Origin of the sequence: Streptomyces sp. ME02-8801-2C (assembly GCF_033793965.1) — a bacterium.
In the GTDB taxonomy this organism is placed as follows: Bacteria; Actinomycetota; Actinomycetes; order Streptomycetales; family Streptomycetaceae; genus Streptomyces.
The window spans coordinates 968,888-984,898 of the sequence record NZ_JARAXP010000002.1 but is presented as its reverse complement, the minus strand read 5'-3'; the positions used below and the strand labels follow the sequence as shown (position 1 = coordinate 984,898).

Genomic DNA, 16,011 nt, shown 5'->3' with positions numbered 1-16,011 from the left:
AATTCCTGGACCTGCTCGGCGAAGTCGTCGGCGGGCGGTACGTGCGGGCGCCTGTCATCGAGAGACGCCTGGGTCGAGGCCGTACGGCTCGTGGGCTCCTAGGTTCTCGCGCAGGGTGGGACCTTCGTAGTCGACGTGGAACAGGCCGCGTTCCTGACGGATCGGGACGAACTCGTCGGCGAAGGCGTCGACGCCGTCGTGGTAGCCGTCGATGGCCAGGGAGGAGCCGTCGCAGGCTCCGGCATCGAACCACTGCTGCATATGGTCGGCCACCTCGGTGGCGGGGCCAGCCACGACCGGGTGGTAGTCGATGACTCCGTGCGCGAGCACGTCGCGCAGACTCCACCCTTCCCGGGCCACTTCCAGGGCGCGGGCGGAGCGCGGGTCGTGCGGGCTGGGTGTGGCGTCGGCCAACTGGCTTGTACTCAGCGGTTCGTCGATCTGCCCGTAGTCGAGCGGCAGGCCGATCATGGCGCCGAGGTTGCGCACCCGCTGACGCTGGTCGACGGACTCGTCAGGGAAGGGCCGCCGCTGAAGGGCGGCCTGACGGGAGGCGGCGACGGTCGGCATGAACCCGGCGAACATCTTCACCTCGTCCGGGTCGCGCCCGGCACGCTTGGCGGCATCCCTCAGGGCGTGCCGTTGGGCAACGCCGTCTCCGATCGTCATCGGGTTGGCGTGGCAGGCCGGCCGCCCCGTGGGCATCCAAACCAGCCGGCCCAGGCCAGCGCCTCGGCTGGAGCGGACGGGACGTGCCGTACGTCGGGGTGACGAGTGTGGATGCCACAGGCAGGCATGGACGTCGGGATCCCTGTTCAAGCCCTCTTTGCGGCGGCCGAGAGCCTGCCGTCGCCCCTGGCGGCGGTCACCCCTGGCGGCGGTCAGCAGTGCCAGGCGGGTCGGACAAGGCGATGCGGGCCGTGATGCGTTTGCCGACCGGCTGCTGCTCGATCAACAATTCCGCGGTGATGGCCTTCACGATCTCCAGGCCGTGCTGGCCGATCCGGTCGGGATCGGCGGCCCGGGCCGTCGGCACCACGGGGTCGCTGTCCCACACGACGACGTCCACGACGTGGGCGGTGAGGCGCAGTTCCATCAGAGCCGGGCCGGGAGCGTACTTGAGGGCGTTGGTTATCAGTTCGCTGACGACCAACTGGGTCAGGTCCCGCGCGCGAGCCGACACCATCAGGTGATGGTCCGCGTGGGCCTGCTCGAGGAACGCGACGGCGTGGTGGCGGGCCTCGGCGATGCAGCCGCCGTCGCCGTCGAGGGCGTAGCCGGCGTGCATCAGGTGCTCTTCCGGTTCGGTACAGCCGTCACCGTTGTCATGGGATTCCTCGGGCGTCGACCTCATTCCTGGTTCACGATTGCGCCACTACCCCCGGTTCCCTCATACATGTCAGAGGCATGTGGTTCGGCAGCATCTCCTGGATGTATGGCGTCCGGGCGGTGGGGCAGAATCGTCGTGCACGCCCAGCCCCATGCGGGCCCGAACACAGTCGAGGAGGCGGTGAGCGACATCGGGGACACGGACGGCCCGGACCGGTTCTCCGCCGTCCACCGCATGGTCGACGGCGTGCGGGTCGTGACTGTAGAGGGCGAGATCGACCACCACGTCAGGGAGCTGCTCAGCGCAGTCCTGCTGTCCGGGTACGGTGCGGCGCCTCCGTCGCGGATCGTGGTGGACCTCGGCGGCGTGACCTTCATGGACTCCACCGGCATCAACATCTTCATCACCACTTATCAGGCCGTCAGTGCCAACGGGTGGCTGCGTATCGCCGCCGCGCAACAACCCGTCCTGCACGTCATGCAACTGGTGGGCATCGACACCCTCATCGCCTGCTACCCCAGCGTCGAGCAGGCCCTGACCTCCTGATCCCTCGCTGGTGCGGCTGGTCCGGGTTGTCCCCCTTCCAGGACTGCCGCTGCACGGCCTCGCCCAACTTCTGCTCCACGGGCGCCGGCAGCGGCTGGCCCAGCGCCCAGCCGATCAGTGCCTCGGCAACCGTGTGCAGTTTGATGTTGGTGTGCTGGGAGACCTCGCGCAGCACGTCGAACCCGGCGTCCGGTGGGATCCGGTGGACCGCGATGAGGACACCGAGGGCCTGGTCGACCACCGCGTGGGACTCGATCGCGTGCCGCAGCTGGGTGTTCTCCTGCTCCAGACGGGCCGCCGTGGCATTGTGCGAGCCGTCGGGAAGGGGCCGTGGTACGCGGGAGGAGCTCGTCATCACCAGTCTCCATAAAGGAACGGATGTTTCCAGTTCACCTGCCCTCAACCGCTGCTGCAAGACATCCCACCCCGCCTGGTGGCACGCACCACCACCCTCACCCCGCTTCGCACGGCAGCCGGGCCGGGGTCTGCATCGTCGGCGACCCGGCAGATCCGCTCCACGACCACATGATTTTCACCGGCCCCCACCATCAGCCTCCCGGTTGCAGCACCCGACCTTGCGCCATTCCCATCATGAGATGTTCGAGTCATTGCGCCGTTGGACCGGCCGCGGCCTGCTGGAGAAGCAGTCGCCCGTTGCCCTCAGTGGGGACGAGTCACCACCTGCTTACGGAACAAGGGCGTGGCTGCCCCCTGGATACACTGCGCCGTCGGGAGGAGCTTTTCCCTGCCTCTACCTCTGCCAGGACGGTCGGCAGGCGGCATGATGTGAAGGAGCCCGAGAGTGGAAGCCCCACATGCGGTGGGCGGGCCCGCCCCCGCGGAGCCCGGGAGGGCCGCGTTGGAGTTGAGCCTGTTGCCCGGTCGTTCCGGGATACGAGCCCGCGGTGAGATCAGCGCCCTCACCCGCCCGTGTTGGGAGCAGGCCCTGTCCGAGCTGGCCCGGCGGCACGCGGGCGTGTCGTACGTAGAGCTGTCGGATGTGGTGTTCGTCGACGTGGCCGGGGTGACGGCACTGGCGGTCACCGCCATGAACCTGCCCGACGGGAGGGTCGTGGTCGAAAATCCCCCGCCGCAGCTGCCACGGGTTCTGGCGATGTTCTGGCCGGGCCTGGACCGGATCGAGGTGGCTCTGTGATGAGCACGGTGACCACCCACGAGGCGTTCGTGCACCCTGCCCTTTTCTACCGCAGTGAGCAGGAGTACACGCGACAGACTGTGGCCTTCCTGCGCGAGGGTCTGACCGACGGTGAGCCGATGGCGGTGGCGGTGCCCGGCCCCAACTTGCAGTTGGTCAGGGCAGCTCTGGGCGGGGACGCCGAGGGCATCCTGTTCCTGGACATGACCGAGGCAGGCCGTAACCCGGGGCGGATCATCCCCAAGGTGCTGCGCGGATTCGCCGACGCCCATCCGGAGGGGCGTGTGCGGATCATCGGCGAGCCGATCTGGGCCGGACGCAGCGCGCTGGAGTACCCGGCGTGCGCGCAGCACGAGGCGCTGATCAACGCCGCGTTCGAAGGCCGGGCGGTGACGATCCTGTGCCCCTACGACGAGGTGCGGCTGGACCCGGTGGTGATCGCCGATGCGCGGGTTACCCACCCGACCCTCATCAGCGGGGAGGGCCATGAGTCGGTCAGCGACGTCTACGACTGGCAGGCGGTCGTCGATCGATACAACCAGGAGCTTTCGCCTGCACCGGACGCCGCGGCCTTCTCCTACGGAGGTGAGGACCTTCCGGCGGTCCGCCGGTTCGCTGTCGCTCAGGCGATGCGGCTGGGGATGGCCGGGGAGCGGCTGATGGATGTGGAGCTGGCCGTCGCGGAACTCACGACCAACAGCGTGGTCCACGGCGGAGGCCGCGGGACACTCGCGGTCTGGGCCGAGCAGGGGCAACTGGTGTGCGAGGTCCGCGACGCGGGCAGGCTGACCGATCCGCTGGCCGGCCGGCGCCCGCCGGAGCGCGGCCAGTTGGGCGGCCGGGGCCTGATGCTGGTCCACTACGTGGCCGACCTGGTGCGTGTCCACACCGGCGACGACGGCACGACCTTGCGCTTCTACCTCAGCTTGTGACAGCACGCGGGCGGCCACCTGTCCTGTCCGGGTGACCGCCCGCCCCGCTTCTCTCGCGGGCCCAGAACTTCTGCCAGCCCCGTACCGAGGCCGGTAGGCATCGTCCAGACGCCCCCGATGCCGACCGCCGGCCACGTCAGCCACTCGCACACCATGTCGGCGAAGTGGGCCGGCCATTCGTCTGCGGCCCCACGTGGGTCCCCCAGACCCAGCTCGCCGTTCAGTGCCGGGAGTGCCTGACCCGTGGGCCTGCCGGATCAGTGTCAGTCGCCCGCCCTGTGTCGTTTGCCCTGTACGCGGGTGCTGGCTCATTCCTGTCCGCACGGCCGCGCCAGTAGTCAGTTGATCCACATCGATGGCGGGTAGACGGGACGGCATGGCTGAAGTAGTAGAGGCTGGGCTGTGGGGGTTGGTGGCGGGTTCGGCACTGCTGCTCGGTGCTGCGCTGGGGTACGGGCTGCGCGTGCCGCAGAAGGTGATCGCGACCGTGATGGCCTTCGGGGCCGGGGTGCTGATCTCAGCGGTCTCCTTCGAGCTGATCGGGAAGGCGTACGACCAGGCAGGGCTCGCTCCCGCAGCCGTCGGCACCCTCATCGGCGCCCTGGCCTACACCGCCGGGAACGTGTGGCTGGCCCGCCGGGGCGCCCGGCACCGCAAGCGCTCCGGTCACGAGCAGGCAGAAGCGCAGCCCTCGGAGGCCCAGCAGGGCGGGTCCGGGACGGCGCTCGCGCTCGGCGCGTTGCTCGACGGCGTGCCGGAGTCCGCGGTTATCGGCGTCAGCCTGCTCGACGGGGGCGCGGTCAGCCTGGTGACCGTGGCCGCGGTGTTCATCAGCAACGTGCCTGAGGGGCTGTCCAGTTCGGCAGGGATGAAGAAAGCCGGCCGTACCAAGGGGTATGTCTTCGGTGTCTGGGCGGCGATCGCCGCCGCGAGTACCGTATCGGCTGTCCTTGGCTACACGGTGGTCGGTTCCTTCTCCCCGGCCGTGATCGCCGCAGTGACCGCGGTCGCGGCGGGGGCGATCCTCGCCATGATCGCCGACACGATGATTCCCGAGGCATTCGAGGACACTCACCTGGCCATGGGACTGATCACCGTGTGCGGCTTCCTGGTCTCCTTCGCCCTCTCCCACACCTGACCTCTGAGGTCGGACGCCGGTAAACCATGCGTGGAGCTGGGTGTGGCAGCTGGTACCCGAGTCCCGACCGAAGCTCGGGCCAGGTGTCGACCGGGCCCTGAGACAGTCTTGAGTTTCAACCTCGCCGTGGGTGGTGGGAGTGGTCAGAGCCCGACTCGCGCGTGAGGCCGGCGAGGTAGGCGTCCAAGGGTTGAATGCGTTCCGGGAGGGCTTCTCGGAGGTCCCACCAGCGGATGGCCGCGATCTCTTCGTTGGGCTGGAAGTCCCGGATATCGGGGGTGTGGCCCGCAAACAGGGCCGCGTATTCGGCTCGTTGGTCGGGCGCGAGGGCGAAGCCCGCGTAGCCGACGAACCGTAGCGGCCCGTCGGACTCCTGACCGCTCTCCTCCCACAGCTCGCGTGCGGCTGCCTGGCGAGGAGATTCACCGGCCTCCACGCGACCACCAGGAAGTTCCCAGCCCTGGCGGAATCGGTCGAAGACCATGAGGACACGGTCGGCGTTCCAGATGGCGACCAGGGCCGCTGGCAGTGGCGCGTCACTTGGTGGCGCCCGCTCTGTCCCACGGGTGAACGCAACCAAGGCGTTGCCTCGATCGTCGACCACAAGCGGCAGGACCGTGGAGTCAGGCACCTCGCCATGATTCCCAGTCCGTCGCCGGAAATATCCGATGCAAGCAAGGCGGTGACAACCCGCAACGCGCGCAGGTGGTTGGGGAGCGCCGCTCCTGCAGGGGTCTCATAGCCCGTCGCACCAGCACGGCCGCGTCGGCATTGTCACCCCGGACCGCGATCTGGTCCTGTTGCGGGCTCGGCCTCGCCACCGCCAGAGCCGTGGGGACGGGCGTCGTTGTGGTGCTGGACAGAGTGACGCTCACGATGGTTGTGGTGCTTCCGGCGGTGTTGTTGCATCTACGCCGCCACCGGCGCGCTGTTCGTGCCGGCCAACGAGCAGGTCTCCCCCCACGTAACCCCGGGCGCGGTAGGGGGCCGTCTCGCAGCCCGGCAAGACGTACAACGACGCGCCGGCCGTGCTGGACCGTGTCGCCGTGCACACCGCAGGCGTGACCCGCACCGTGCTGGAGACCGCGAGCCACAACGGGAAAGCAGACCGCCCCAGCCCGCAGATCACCGGCCCCTACGCCGACTTCCTGCGCCACGCCGCGCATGCCATCGGTCTCTACGGCCAGACCAGGCTCAGCGACCGGTACGGGGCAGTCCGCCGACGGAGCGCTGCACGAAGCTGTCGAAGAGCTCAGCCGGAGCCTCGACGAACTCCACTGAAGGCTGCCCGGCTCCGTGAAGGACGATCCCGATGCGTTGGCGACCCACGGCACGCTGCTGGCCCAGGCCCGTCGGCCGGCCAGCCGATCGGCTCGTCCAGGACTGACCCTTTGGAGGGCGGCGCCGGAAGTGGTGTCGCCGCACCGCCGTCGGCCGACAGCGGTGCCTGGGGCTTACAACCAGCCGTTGCGGCGGAAGGTCCGGTGCAGCAGGGCAGCGGCGCCGACCATCACGGTAATGGCGAGCGGGTACCCGTAGGTCCAGGTCAGTTCCGGCATGTGGGCGAAATTCATGCCGTAGATCCCGGCGACGAGGGTCGGGGTGGCCAGGATGGCTGCCCAGGCGGAGATACGGCGCATGTCGTCGTTCTGCCAGGTCCCCACCCGCGCGAGGTGGGCGTCAAGGGCGGAGTTGAGCAGCTCGTCCAGGGAGCGCACCTCGGTGTCGGTGCGGTGCAGGTGGTCGGCGACGTCACGGAAATACGGCAGCATCTCCTCAGGCCACCCGTCATGTGAGCCGGCGAACTCCTGCACCACCGGAACCAGGGGCTGCACGGCGTCGCGGAATTCCAGGACCTCCCGTTTGAGGGAGTAGATCTCCTCGGTCAAATCGTCACGGTCCGACGAGAACACGCGCCGCTCCAGCGCGGTCAGGTCGGTGCGGACCTGGAGAGCGGCCTCGGTGTAGGAGTCGACCACCGTGTCCAGGACGGCGTGCAGCACGGCGACGGGCCCGAACCGCAGCCTTGACGGGTCCTTGTCGAGCCGCTGGGCCGCCTCGACGGTGGGATCGGCCGGGCCATGGCGCACGGTCAGGGCGAAACGCGGGCCCGTGAAGACCATCACCTCACCGGTCTCCACCTCGCAGCCGTCCTTGACGTACCACAGCGTCTTCAGCGCCACCGCGAGAACGTCCCCGTACCGCTCCCGTTTGGGCCGCTGGTGCGCCTCGCCGGCGTCCTCGGCCGCCAGCGGATGCAGTCCCAGCGGCTCCGCCAGTTCTTCCAGATCCCCCGGACCAGGGTCGTCCAGATGCACCCAGCAGAACTCGCCTTCCCTCACCCGCTTCAGACCGTCCAGCATCCCCGCACGGCCACCATCGGCCTGTCGGCAGTCCACTTGCTCCGGCTCGTCCGCTGACTCACGGTAGATGACGCACCTCATAGGTCACGCCTGCACCGCTGCGGCGAATCCATGCCTGCCGGCCATCGACAGCCAGCCGCCCTAAATGCCGTCCACACGTAATGGTCACGCTTCCTCCACGCCGTCCGGTTTTCCGTCCGGCCGGGCGGGGCTACTCGGACGGAAAACCATCTCCGAGAGGAGTTGTCATGATCTTCGCCGCCTTCCTGCTGCCCCCTGGGCTGCTGTGCCTTGTCCTGGCACTGGGCCGCTACGAGGAATGGCTTTCGGGGCGGACCGCGCCCCCGCAGCCGGCGCCGCGGCATGCCAGGGCCAGGGTCAGGCGCCATTTGTCCCTCGTTCCGCGCACGGGCTCCAGGGTGCGTTCAGGCAAGAGCAAGTCTGGGTATCGGGGGGTCGCAGGCGCGGCATAACCGGGTGCTGTGGTGGTTGTGGGGCGATGGCTTTCCACGCCTTCGGCTGCCCGACAGGAGCCCCACAGCGCACCTGGATTGCTGCGCGAGGGGTGACGCTCCTGGACGCGAAGTCCGCCTACAAGCTGCTCATCGGCAGCGTCATCCCCCGCCCCATCGCCTGGGTGAGCACCCTGCCCACCGAAGGCGTGGGCAACCTGGCCCCCATCTCCTTCTTCACCGTCGTCGGGCGCAAGCCGCCCCGGATCTCGCTGTCGATCCAGCCGCGCTCGGACGGCGCCACGCTCAAGGACAGCTTCGTCAACATCCGGGACACCGGCGAGTTCGTCACCAACACGGCCACCCTGCCGCAGATCAACGGGCTCAACCGCAGCGCCTTCGAGTTCGAGCCCGACGTCGACGAGTTCGACGCGGTCGGGCTGGAGAAGGTGCCGTCCGAAGCCATTCGCCCGCCGCGTATCAAGGGGGCGCCCATCGCCTTCGAGTGCACCGTCGAACACATCTTCTCGGCACCCGACGGGCTCAACAACGTCGTCTGGGGCAACGTGGAGCGCTTCTACATCCGAGACGACCTCTATGTGGGCGGCCGGATCGACTTCGGTGCCATCGCTCCGGTGGGACGACTCGCCGCCGAATACACCGTCGTGGACAACGCGTTCGAGACACCGCTCGACGCCGAAGTGGTCCGGGAGCTCGCCGGTCGCCGTATGGTGCGCCTGGACGGCAAGGGCACGTACTACTCGCCGATCGACACGCAGGCCTGGTCGCCGTCGGGCTCCACGACGACACTCGACTGACGTCAGGACGTGACGCTCACTCACTCAGGTTCTCGAACAGCACCATCCCGGCCGCCGTGTTGGACGCGGGTACGTGGTAGGCGTCGTACACGCGGCGGATCCGTGGTCCCAGGGCGCCGCGCATGATCAGCCACATGATGAGCTCGATGCCTTCGGAGCCGGCCTCGCGGATGTACTCCTCACGGGTCAGCGCCGCCAGCTTCTCCGGGTCGTGCTCGATGGCGTCGAGGTACATCCGGTCGAAGTCCTGGTTGATCAGTCCCGCGCGGGCGCCCGCGAGTTGGTGGGACATGCCGCCGGTACCGAAGACAGCGACCTTGAGATCCTCGGGGAAGGAACGGATCGCCTCGCCGAGGGCCCTGCCCAGGGCCAGGCACCGTGCCGCCGTGGGCTGCGGGTACTGGATGACGTTGACCAGAAGGGGGACGACAGCGCACGGCCAGCTCTCCCCGGGGTCGGGGCAGTACACCGACAGCGGCACGGTCAGGCCGTGGTCGACGGCCAGGTCCTGGAACACCGTGATGTCGAAGGAGGAGTCGACCAGGCTTTCGACAAGATGATCGGAGAACTCGGGGGCGCCGGTGACGGCCGGGACCGGGCGGCTGCCCCATCCCTCGTCCGCCACCTCGTACGAGGCCGCCGCGCCGATCGCGAAGGTCGGTGTGACGGACATGTCGACGGCGTTCGCGTGGTCGTTGTAGACGACCACCGCCACGTCCGGCGTGTGCCGGGCCATCCACTCCCGGGCCGGGGTGTACCCGTCGAACAGCGGCTTCCAGTACGGGTCCTGGGTCTTCCCGTGGTCCATCGCCGCGCCGATCGACGGCACGTGCGAGGTGGCCAGTCCCCATATCACCTCAGCCAAAGCTCCGCCCTCCCGCCTTGAGTGCCTGCGTGAACTCCTCGGTGGTCATGCCGGTGAACACACCTCCGAGGTACTGCATCGACTTCTGGTCCAGCACCGCGAGCTTGAAGACGTAGAAGATGGAGCCGCCCAGCTCCAGCATCCGCGTCCAGTCCCGCGTCAGGACGGCCTCCCGCTGCTCGGCCGTGAGCCCGTACTCCTCGCAGTACGCGCCTTCGTCGTCGCTGAACCTCACCCGGTTTCCGGCGTCCTTCAATGATCCGCAGAGCCGGTTCAGCGCCCGGCCCCGACGGCTGTCGGCGGTGTCGAAGACGTAGGTGCCCGTGATGTGGGGTGTGCGGGTGGTGGACATGACTCCTCCTCTCCCTTGTTCTGGTCCGGTCAGTGCAGCAGGCCGCCGCCGTCGCAGACGAGTGTCTGACCGGTGACCATGGCCGCGTCCGGGGAGGCGAGATACGAGACGAGTCCCGCGAAGTGCTCCGGGGTGACGTACTCCTGGATCGCCTGCTGCCGCATGGTCGCGGCGAAGACCTCGTCGCCGGAGTGGGCCCGGGTGCCGGGGGTGGCGACCTGGGCCGGTGCCACCGCGTTGACGGTGATCCGGTGCTCGCCCAGTTCTCGCGCCATCACCCGGGTCATGCCGATCAGCGCGCCCTTGCTCGCGACGTACGCGAGTTGGCCCGGGGCGCCGGTGAAGAAGGTGCGGGAGGCGACATTGACCACCCGTCCGTGGTGGGCGCTCCTGGCCAGCCACGCCACGCACGCCTGCACCATCAGCAGCGGGCCGACGGCGTTGACGTCGAAGAAGCGGTGCAGCTCCTGCGGGGTGGTGTCCAGCAGACTGCTCCGGCCGGACAACAGGCCCGCGTTGTTGACCAGGACGTCCACGCCACCGTAGGTCGCCGCGATCTCCTCGACCGTACGGCGTGTGGCGTCCGGGTCGCTGACGTCACAACGCCAGGTACGTACGCCGGTGTTCTCGTCCCTGTCGCTCGGTTCGGTGATGTCCAGGGCTGCGACGGTGAACCCGTCGGCGGTCAGTCGGCGGACGATGGGCCCGCCGAGTCCACCCACCGCGCCCGTGACCACGGCGACGCGCGCGCCCTGCGCGGTCACGGTGCCTTCTCCTGCGGATGGGTGGCCAGGGCCTCCACGGTGATGTCCATCCACTTCCACATCGGCAGGGACACCAGGGCGTCGTGCAGTTCCGCCGGGTCGGCCGCCTCGTACAGGCCGATGGTCGCGTTGCGGCCGGGCACCCGCCACAGCCGTTTCAGGATCCCGGCCTCGCGGAGTTCCGTCGCCCGTGCCCGCTCCCCCTTGCGCAGGCTGTCGCGGACGTCGCCAGGGGTGTCGGGGGGCAGGGTGTTCTCGGTACGGACGAGGAATTCCATGCGGGTCCTCCCTTTCGAGGCCTCAGGCCAGTTCCAGCAGCAGGTCCGCCAGTTCACCGGGGGCGGTGACCATGGCCTCGTGGCCGGTGGCGATCTCGTGGACCGGCCAGCCGCGGGCGGCGGCGCGCTCGGCGTGCGGGGTGAACACCCGCATCCAGTCCGTGCATTCGACGAAGACCCCGGGAACCTTGTCGCCCTTGCCGGTCAGCCGGAGCGGCTCGGTGTACGTCAGCCAGGGGTGCGGGGTGAGGCGTGCGCCGAGCCAGTCCAGGTCGGCCTGTTCCGTCACGCCCAGGACGCTCAGCGAGCGCACCGGGATGAGCCAGCCGAAGCCGGGGCCGGCCACGGACTCACGGTAGTGCCCGGCGATGGTGTCGGGCAGCAGGTCGATCGCGGCATCGCCGTCGCCGCCGACGAAGGCATCGAGATGGACCCTTGCCGCCAGCCGCTCCGGGACGCGGTCCGCGACCCCGGTGACGACCTGACCGGCGTAGCTGTGCCCGACGAGCACCACCTCCCGCAGGTCGTGAGCCTCGATCAGGGCCACGACGTCCTGGACGTGCGTCGTCAGACCCACGTGGGGACCGAGCAGGTGGGCGCGGTCGCTCACTCCGGTGAGCGTGGGGGCGTACACCTCGTGTCCGGCGGCGCGCAGCCTCGGTGCCACGCGCTGCCACACCCAGCCGCCGTGCCAGGCCCCGTGCAGGAGGACGAAGACGCTCATGCCGGTACGTTCCCTCGCTGTTCGCGGGCCAGCATCTTCGCCAGGGCCCGGCGTCCGCGCAGGGCGGCCAGGTCGGAGCGGATGCTGGACTCGGCGGTGCCGCCCGGATCGGTGGCGTACATCAACTCCTGGGCCTCCAGGGCGTCCACGTCCTCCTGCATCACCGCCAGCTGCTGCTTGTGCTGGAACTCGGTGAGGTCCTCGTCGTCGATGAGGTAGTCGCGGCCCAGGGCGTAGAAGTCGTGGGTCTCGTTGCCGAGCCCGGGTGTCATGCCGTACAGCACCTTCATGTGGAAACCCTCCGGTTCCTCGGTGCCGGTGGCCGCGACGCGGATGTGGAGGACGAAGATGCCGGGCGGGTGGAACTCGCCGTCCTGCCAGCGGTCCACCGGGGTGGTCAGTCCCATGGACTTCTCGTAGAAGGGCGGGGCGTCGATGCCGGTCATGCGCCGGCTGAAGCCGACCCGGTCGCCGTCGACGGTGACATCGATCGGGGTGGCGGCGACGGCGGCGTTGCCGATGCTCGTCGGGTGCAGGAACGTCTCGTGGGTGAGGTCGAGCAGGTTCTCCACGAGCAGCAGATGCCGTGCCTTCAGCGGTACGACGCCGTGTACGTGGGTCCACCGGGGGTCGGTGAGCCACGAGGTGTCGGGCAGGAGGCTCGCGTCGGCCAGGTCGGGCTCGCCGGGCCAGATCCAGATGGCGCCGTCCTTCTCGACCAGGGGAAAGCGGCGCAGGGCGGCCTTGGGACGGTCGGCCTGCTCGGCGACGCCGACGCACACGCCCTGGCGGTCGAAGCGGTAACCGTGGTAGTCGCACTGGAGGGTGCCGTCCTCGTCCAAGTGCCCCAGGGAGAGCGGGTACTTGCGGTGGGGGCAGCGGTCCTCGACGGCGGTGACCGTACCGTCGGGCAGCCGGTAGAAGCAGACCGGGAGGTCCGTGATCCAGCGCCGGGTGAGGCTCCGGCCGATCTCGTCGGACCAGGCTCCCAGGTACCAGCCGTTGCGCACGTGTGCGGAGAGCATGACGGCAACGCCTTTCAGTCAGAGGTCGAGTACGAGGCGGCCGCCGCGGGCGCGGGCGCGGGAGACGCAGATCAGCATGGTGTCGTTGGCGGCCCGCTCGTCGTCGGTGAGCAGGGAGTCCCGGTGGTCGATCTCGCCCGCCAGGACGGCGGTCTCGCAGGAGCCGCAGATGCCCTCCTCGCAGGAGGACAGGACCGGTACGCCCGCCTCCTCCACCGCCCTGAGCACCGACTGTCCGGGCGGCACGGTGAGCGTCACCCCGGACGAGCGCAGCTCCACCTCGAACGGCCCGTCGCCCTCACCGGGCTCCTGTCCCGGGGCCGCGGCGAACCGCTCCACGTTGAGCGATCCCTTCGGCCAGCCGGCGCAGTGGGCCTCGACCGCGTCGATCAGCCCGGCCGGGCCGCAGCAGTACACCAGGGCGGAGGGGTCGGGTTCGCCGAGGTGGCCGGGAAGGTCGAGCAGGCCGTACTCGTCCTGCGGCCGTACGGTCACGTGGTCGCCGTAGTGCTCCAGCTCGGACAGGAACGCCATGGACTCACGGGTCCTGCCGCCGTAGAGCAGGGACCAGTCGGCGTCGGCGGCCTCCGCCTCGGCGATCATCGGCAGCAGCGGGGTGATGCCGATGCCGCCGGCGACGAACAGGTACCGCGCGGCCGGCCGGAGGGGGAAGTTGTTGCGCGGGCCGCGTACCCGCAGTTCGCTTCCGTCACGGATGTTGTCGTGGATCCACTGCGATCCGCCGCGTCCGTCGGGCTCCCGGAGCACCGCGACGCGCCAGCAGTCGGTGACGGTCGTCGGGCCGCACAACGAGTACTGACGGACGGTGCCCGTCGGGAGGACCACGTCGATGTGCGCCCCCGGCTGCCAGGGCGGCAGGGGGACGCCGTCTCGCGGTGCGAGCACCAGGGACGCGACGCCGTCCGCAGCCGTCTGCCGGGAGAGTACGGCGACTGTGCCGTCGTACTCGGCGTCGCGTGGCGCCGGGGCGGTCGCGGCAAGGGCCGTCCTGAGCGGGAGCACCTCCGGGGCGGCGGTCGACGGGCTCGTCATGTGCGTCATCTCCTCGGCGCGGTCGGGGGTGGGGTGGGGTGGCACCTTCGACGCTAGTCGCGGGGAACGCGCAGGTCGTCGCGCTAATGACCGGACCCGGACGGCGGAAGGTCCGGGTCCGGCTACGTCATCCGTCGCGTTCGCCGGTGTCCCGGCCGGGTTCCGGGGCCTGGTCGAGGTGGATGTGCAGCGGTTGGTCCGTGCTCCACAGGGCCTCGACCACGGCGTGCAGATGCTCGGCGTCGACCCGCCACAGGGGTTCGCCGTAACGGTCGTCCCGGGTGACGCCGTCCGAGGGGACGGCGTCGGCCAGCAGTTCGCGTTGACCGAGTTGACCGTGAGCGCTGTTCGCGGCGTCCGTTCCCGGCGGGAACTCCACGAACAGGGCCGTCTCGCGGAAGGGGACCCAGATGTGTGTGGTCGCCGTCATGCCAGCGTCCCGGTCGTCTCGGGGTAGAGCCGCACGTACGCCTCGCCCATGGTCGTGTGCGGAAGGCCCAGGTTGGGACCGGCGTTGCGCTTCAGCTGGACGCCGCGGCGCTTGGCGAGGTCGGTGTAGTAGTCCCACATGTGCTGTTGGGCGGCGAGGCATTCCATGGCCTTGCGCTTCTTGTCGAAGACGGGCGTGATGTCGAGCAGGACGTTCGGTTTGAAGTCGCACTGCTCCGGCTGGTGCGGTTCGAAGAAGAACACCGGGGGCGCGCCGAGCGGTTCACCGGGTGCGTCGTAGCCGGACGCCTGGGCGAGTACCCGGGCCTGGAGCGCCATGCGTGCGGCGGCAGGGTGGTCGCCGTTGTAGGGATCGGTGAGGGTGTGGGTGAGGACGACCGAGGGGTTCACCTCCCGGTACACGTGCACGATGCGGTCCACCAGCTCGGGGGTCTCCGTCAGGGGGTAGTCCCCGGCGTCCAGGAACTCGATCTCCGCGCCCAGTGCGGCGGCGGCGCCGGTGGCCTCCGTACGGCGGAGTTCCTTGATCTCGTCGAGGCGGAGGCCCTCCCGCCAGGCGCGGGCGGACTCGCCGCGTTCGCCGAAGCTCAGGCACAGCACCTTGGCACGCTGACCGCGTTCGGCGGCCAGGGCTATGGCGCCGCCGGCCCGCCAGACGAAGTCGCCGGCGTGCGCGCTGACGACCAGCAGGGCGCCGCCGGAAGGTTGGGAGGACGTGACGGTCATCTGGACTCCTTGGGGTCGGACGGGAGCGGGGTGTGCGCCGGGCGAACTGACGGGCGGCGAGGCGGTGGCGGTCTCGCGGTGCCGGAGGCGGGCCACCGGGTCGCGTGCGCTGCGAACCTGCGGAGAAGGCGGGTTCGGCAGGGGGGTTCGGCAAGAGGTTCGGCTGCGGAAGAGATCACATGCGCGAGGGCGAGCGCCTTACGAAGTCCGGCGCGGCGGCGCGGTGTTGACGCGAGGCGAGCGGGTCGGATCCGACCGGCACGTCGTTCACCATATCGCGAAAGTTTTTGTTGACAATAATGTTGACTTCGAGCAATCTCCTGACACCATTCCTGGAGCAACCCGGAGGAGACATGCCCCACCGCCATGTCGTCGTCAGGAACATCGACCGACCGGCCCCGGACGTCGTCGCCCGGCTCGCCGAGGCCGGGGTGTCCACGGTCCACGAGGCCATCGGCCGTCGTGGTTTCGCGGGGACCGGCTTGCGGCCGAACCAGCGGAACGTGCGGGTGGCGGGCCCGGCGGTGACGGTCAGTTCGCACCCCGGGGACAATTTGATGATCCACGCGGCGGTCGAGGTGTGCCGCCCCGGGGACGTCCTCGTGGTGACCACCACCTCCCCGTCCACGGACGGCATGTTCGGCGAACTGCTGGCGACGTCCCTCGCCGCCCGCGGTGTCATCGGCCTGGTCACGGCGGCCGGAGTGCGCGACACCGCCGAACTTCGGGAGATGGGCTTCCATGTCTGGGCCCGGGCCGTGTCCGCGCAGGGCACGGTGAAGGCGTCCCCCGGCTCGGTCAACGTGCCCGTGACGCTCGGCGGGGTGTCCGTCCGGCCCGGGGACGTGGTGGTCGCCGATGACGACGGTGTGGTCGTCGTGCCCCTCGATGAGGCGGAGGAGGCGGCCGAGTCGGCGGAGAAGCGGATCGCCAAGGAAGCCGTGAACCGGGAGGTGCTGCGTTCGGGGACACTGGGCGTCGACCACTACGGACTGCGCGCCCGGCTCGCCGAACTCGGCGTCACCTACCAGGACTGACT

Annotated in this window: 21 protein-coding genes; 6 read left to right on the top strand and 15 right to left on the bottom strand. The window is 69.6% G+C overall.

Going from position 1 to position 16,011, the window contains the following annotated elements; translation table 11 throughout:
- Positions 1-54: 54 nt before the first annotated feature.
- Together PV396_RS08795 and PV396_RS08790 are read right to left on the bottom strand one after the other, a co-directional pair.
- Positions 55-669, bottom strand: coding sequence for a hypothetical protein (locus tag PV396_RS08795; RefSeq protein WP_319202124.1), 615 nt, complete (start codon positions 667-669; stop codon positions 55-57).
- A 196-nt stretch (positions 670-865) separates the two neighbouring features.
- Positions 866-1,288 carry an ATP-binding protein gene (locus PV396_RS08790; RefSeq protein WP_319202122.1) on the bottom strand — a complete coding sequence of 141 codons (423 nt, stop codon included), beginning with the start codon at positions 1,286-1,288 and terminating at the stop codon, positions 866-868.
- 147 nt (positions 1,289-1,435) lie between these two features.
- Here PV396_RS08790 and PV396_RS08785 point away from each other — a divergent pair, with 147 nt between their 5' ends.
- Complete coding sequence (locus tag PV396_RS08785) at positions 1,436-1,876, top strand: STAS domain-containing protein (RefSeq protein ID WP_416071357.1); 441 nt, start codon at positions 1,436-1,438, stop codon at positions 1,874-1,876.
- Here the strand turns inward: PV396_RS08785 and PV396_RS08780 are convergent.
- On the bottom strand, positions 1,833-2,231 hold the full coding sequence (locus PV396_RS08780; RefSeq protein ID WP_319202120.1) for an ANTAR domain-containing protein: 399 nt from the start codon (positions 2,229-2,231) through the stop codon (positions 1,833-1,835). The genes PV396_RS08785 and PV396_RS08780 overlap by 44 nt on opposite strands.
- A 447-nt stretch (positions 2,232-2,678) precedes the next feature.
- Here PV396_RS08780 and PV396_RS08775 point away from each other — a divergent pair, with 447 nt between their 5' ends.
- From PV396_RS08775 to PV396_RS08765, 3 genes are all read left to right on the top strand, one after another.
- Positions 2,679-3,032: an STAS domain-containing protein gene (locus PV396_RS08775; protein WP_319202118.1), complete on the top strand. Its 354-nt coding sequence runs from the start codon at positions 2,679-2,681 to the stop codon at positions 3,030-3,032.
- Positions 3,032-3,964 carry an anti-sigma factor RsbA family regulatory protein gene (locus tag PV396_RS08770; RefSeq protein WP_319202115.1) on the top strand — a complete coding sequence of 311 codons (933 nt, stop codon included), beginning with the start codon at positions 3,032-3,034 and terminating at the stop codon, positions 3,962-3,964. The genes PV396_RS08775 and PV396_RS08770 overlap by 1 nt, the downstream gene beginning before the upstream one ends.
- A gap of 376 nt (positions 3,965-4,340) precedes the next feature.
- Positions 4,341-5,102 carry a ZIP family zinc transporter gene (locus PV396_RS08765; RefSeq protein ID WP_319202113.1) on the top strand — a complete coding sequence of 254 codons (762 nt, stop codon included), beginning with the start codon at positions 4,341-4,343 and terminating at the stop codon, positions 5,100-5,102.
- 115 nt (positions 5,103-5,217) lie between these two features.
- Here the strand turns inward: PV396_RS08765 and PV396_RS08760 are convergent, their stop codons facing one another.
- Positions 5,218-5,706: an NUDIX hydrolase gene (locus PV396_RS08760; protein WP_319202331.1), complete on the bottom strand. Its 489-nt coding sequence runs from the start codon at positions 5,704-5,706 to the stop codon at positions 5,218-5,220.
- An 850-nt stretch (positions 5,707-6,556) separates the two neighbouring features.
- Complete coding sequence (locus tag PV396_RS08755) at positions 6,557-7,465, bottom strand: magnesium and cobalt transport protein CorA (protein ID WP_319202111.1); 909 nt, start codon at positions 7,463-7,465, stop codon at positions 6,557-6,559.
- Positions 7,466-7,964: 499 nt separating this feature from the next.
- Between PV396_RS08755 and PV396_RS08750 the strand changes: the two genes are divergently transcribed.
- Entirely contained in the window at positions 7,965-8,735 is a 771-nt protein-coding gene (locus tag PV396_RS08750; RefSeq protein ID WP_319202109.1) for a flavin reductase family protein, read from the top strand.
- Positions 8,736-8,751: 16 nt separating this feature from the next.
- Here PV396_RS08750 and PV396_RS08745 read toward each other — a convergent pair whose 3' ends face one another.
- From PV396_RS08745 to PV396_RS08700, 10 genes are all read right to left on the bottom strand, one after another.
- Complete coding sequence (locus PV396_RS08745) at positions 8,752-9,591, bottom strand: class III extradiol dioxygenase subunit beta (RefSeq protein ID WP_319202329.1); 840 nt, start codon at positions 9,589-9,591, stop codon at positions 8,752-8,754.
- Position 9,592: 1 nt separating this feature from the next.
- Positions 9,593-9,952, bottom strand: a complete 360-nt coding sequence (locus tag PV396_RS08740; RefSeq protein WP_319202107.1) for a protocatechuate 3,4-dioxygenase — start codon at positions 9,950-9,952, stop codon at positions 9,593-9,595.
- A gap of 29 nt (positions 9,953-9,981) precedes the next feature.
- Positions 9,982-10,716 (bottom strand): SDR family NAD(P)-dependent oxidoreductase, encoded by a 735-nt coding sequence (locus PV396_RS08735; RefSeq protein WP_319202105.1) that lies wholly within the window; start codon positions 10,714-10,716, stop codon positions 9,982-9,984.
- Positions 10,713-10,994 carry a muconolactone Delta-isomerase family protein gene (locus PV396_RS08730; protein WP_319202103.1) on the bottom strand — a complete coding sequence of 94 codons (282 nt, stop codon included), beginning with the start codon at positions 10,992-10,994 and terminating at the stop codon, positions 10,713-10,715. Before PV396_RS08730 ends, PV396_RS08735 begins: the two co-directional genes overlap by 4 nt.
- Before the next feature lie 22 nt (positions 10,995-11,016).
- Positions 11,017-11,718: an alpha/beta hydrolase gene (locus PV396_RS08725; protein WP_319202101.1), complete on the bottom strand. Its 702-nt coding sequence runs from the start codon at positions 11,716-11,718 to the stop codon at positions 11,017-11,019.
- Positions 11,715-12,743, bottom strand: a complete 1,029-nt coding sequence (locus PV396_RS08720; protein ID WP_319202099.1) for an aromatic ring-hydroxylating dioxygenase subunit alpha — start codon at positions 12,741-12,743, stop codon at positions 11,715-11,717. The genes PV396_RS08725 and PV396_RS08720 overlap by 4 nt, the downstream gene beginning before the upstream one ends.
- A gap of 18 nt (positions 12,744-12,761) precedes the next feature.
- Positions 12,762-13,796, bottom strand: a complete 1,035-nt coding sequence (locus tag PV396_RS08715) for a PDR/VanB family oxidoreductase (protein ID WP_319202097.1) — start codon at positions 13,794-13,796, stop codon at positions 12,762-12,764.
- A gap of 127 nt (positions 13,797-13,923) precedes the next feature.
- Positions 13,924-14,226 (bottom strand): hypothetical protein, encoded by a 303-nt coding sequence (locus PV396_RS08710; protein ID WP_319202095.1) that lies wholly within the window; start codon positions 14,224-14,226, stop codon positions 13,924-13,926.
- On the bottom strand, positions 14,223-14,972 hold the full coding sequence (locus PV396_RS08705) for a PIG-L deacetylase family protein (protein ID WP_319202094.1): 750 nt from the start codon (positions 14,970-14,972) through the stop codon (positions 14,223-14,225). The genes PV396_RS08710 and PV396_RS08705 overlap by 4 nt, the downstream gene beginning before the upstream one ends.
- A 175-nt stretch (positions 14,973-15,147) precedes the next feature.
- Positions 15,148-15,288: a hypothetical protein gene (locus PV396_RS08700; RefSeq protein ID WP_319202092.1), complete on the bottom strand. Its 141-nt coding sequence runs from the start codon at positions 15,286-15,288 to the stop codon at positions 15,148-15,150.
- A 37-nt stretch (positions 15,289-15,325) separates the two neighbouring features.
- Between PV396_RS08700 and PV396_RS08695 the strand changes: the two genes are divergently transcribed.
- On the top strand, positions 15,326-16,009 hold the full coding sequence (locus PV396_RS08695; protein WP_319202089.1) for a 4-carboxy-4-hydroxy-2-oxoadipate aldolase/oxaloacetate decarboxylase: 684 nt from the start codon (positions 15,326-15,328) through the stop codon (positions 16,007-16,009).
- Positions 16,010-16,011: the final 2 nt, after the last annotated feature.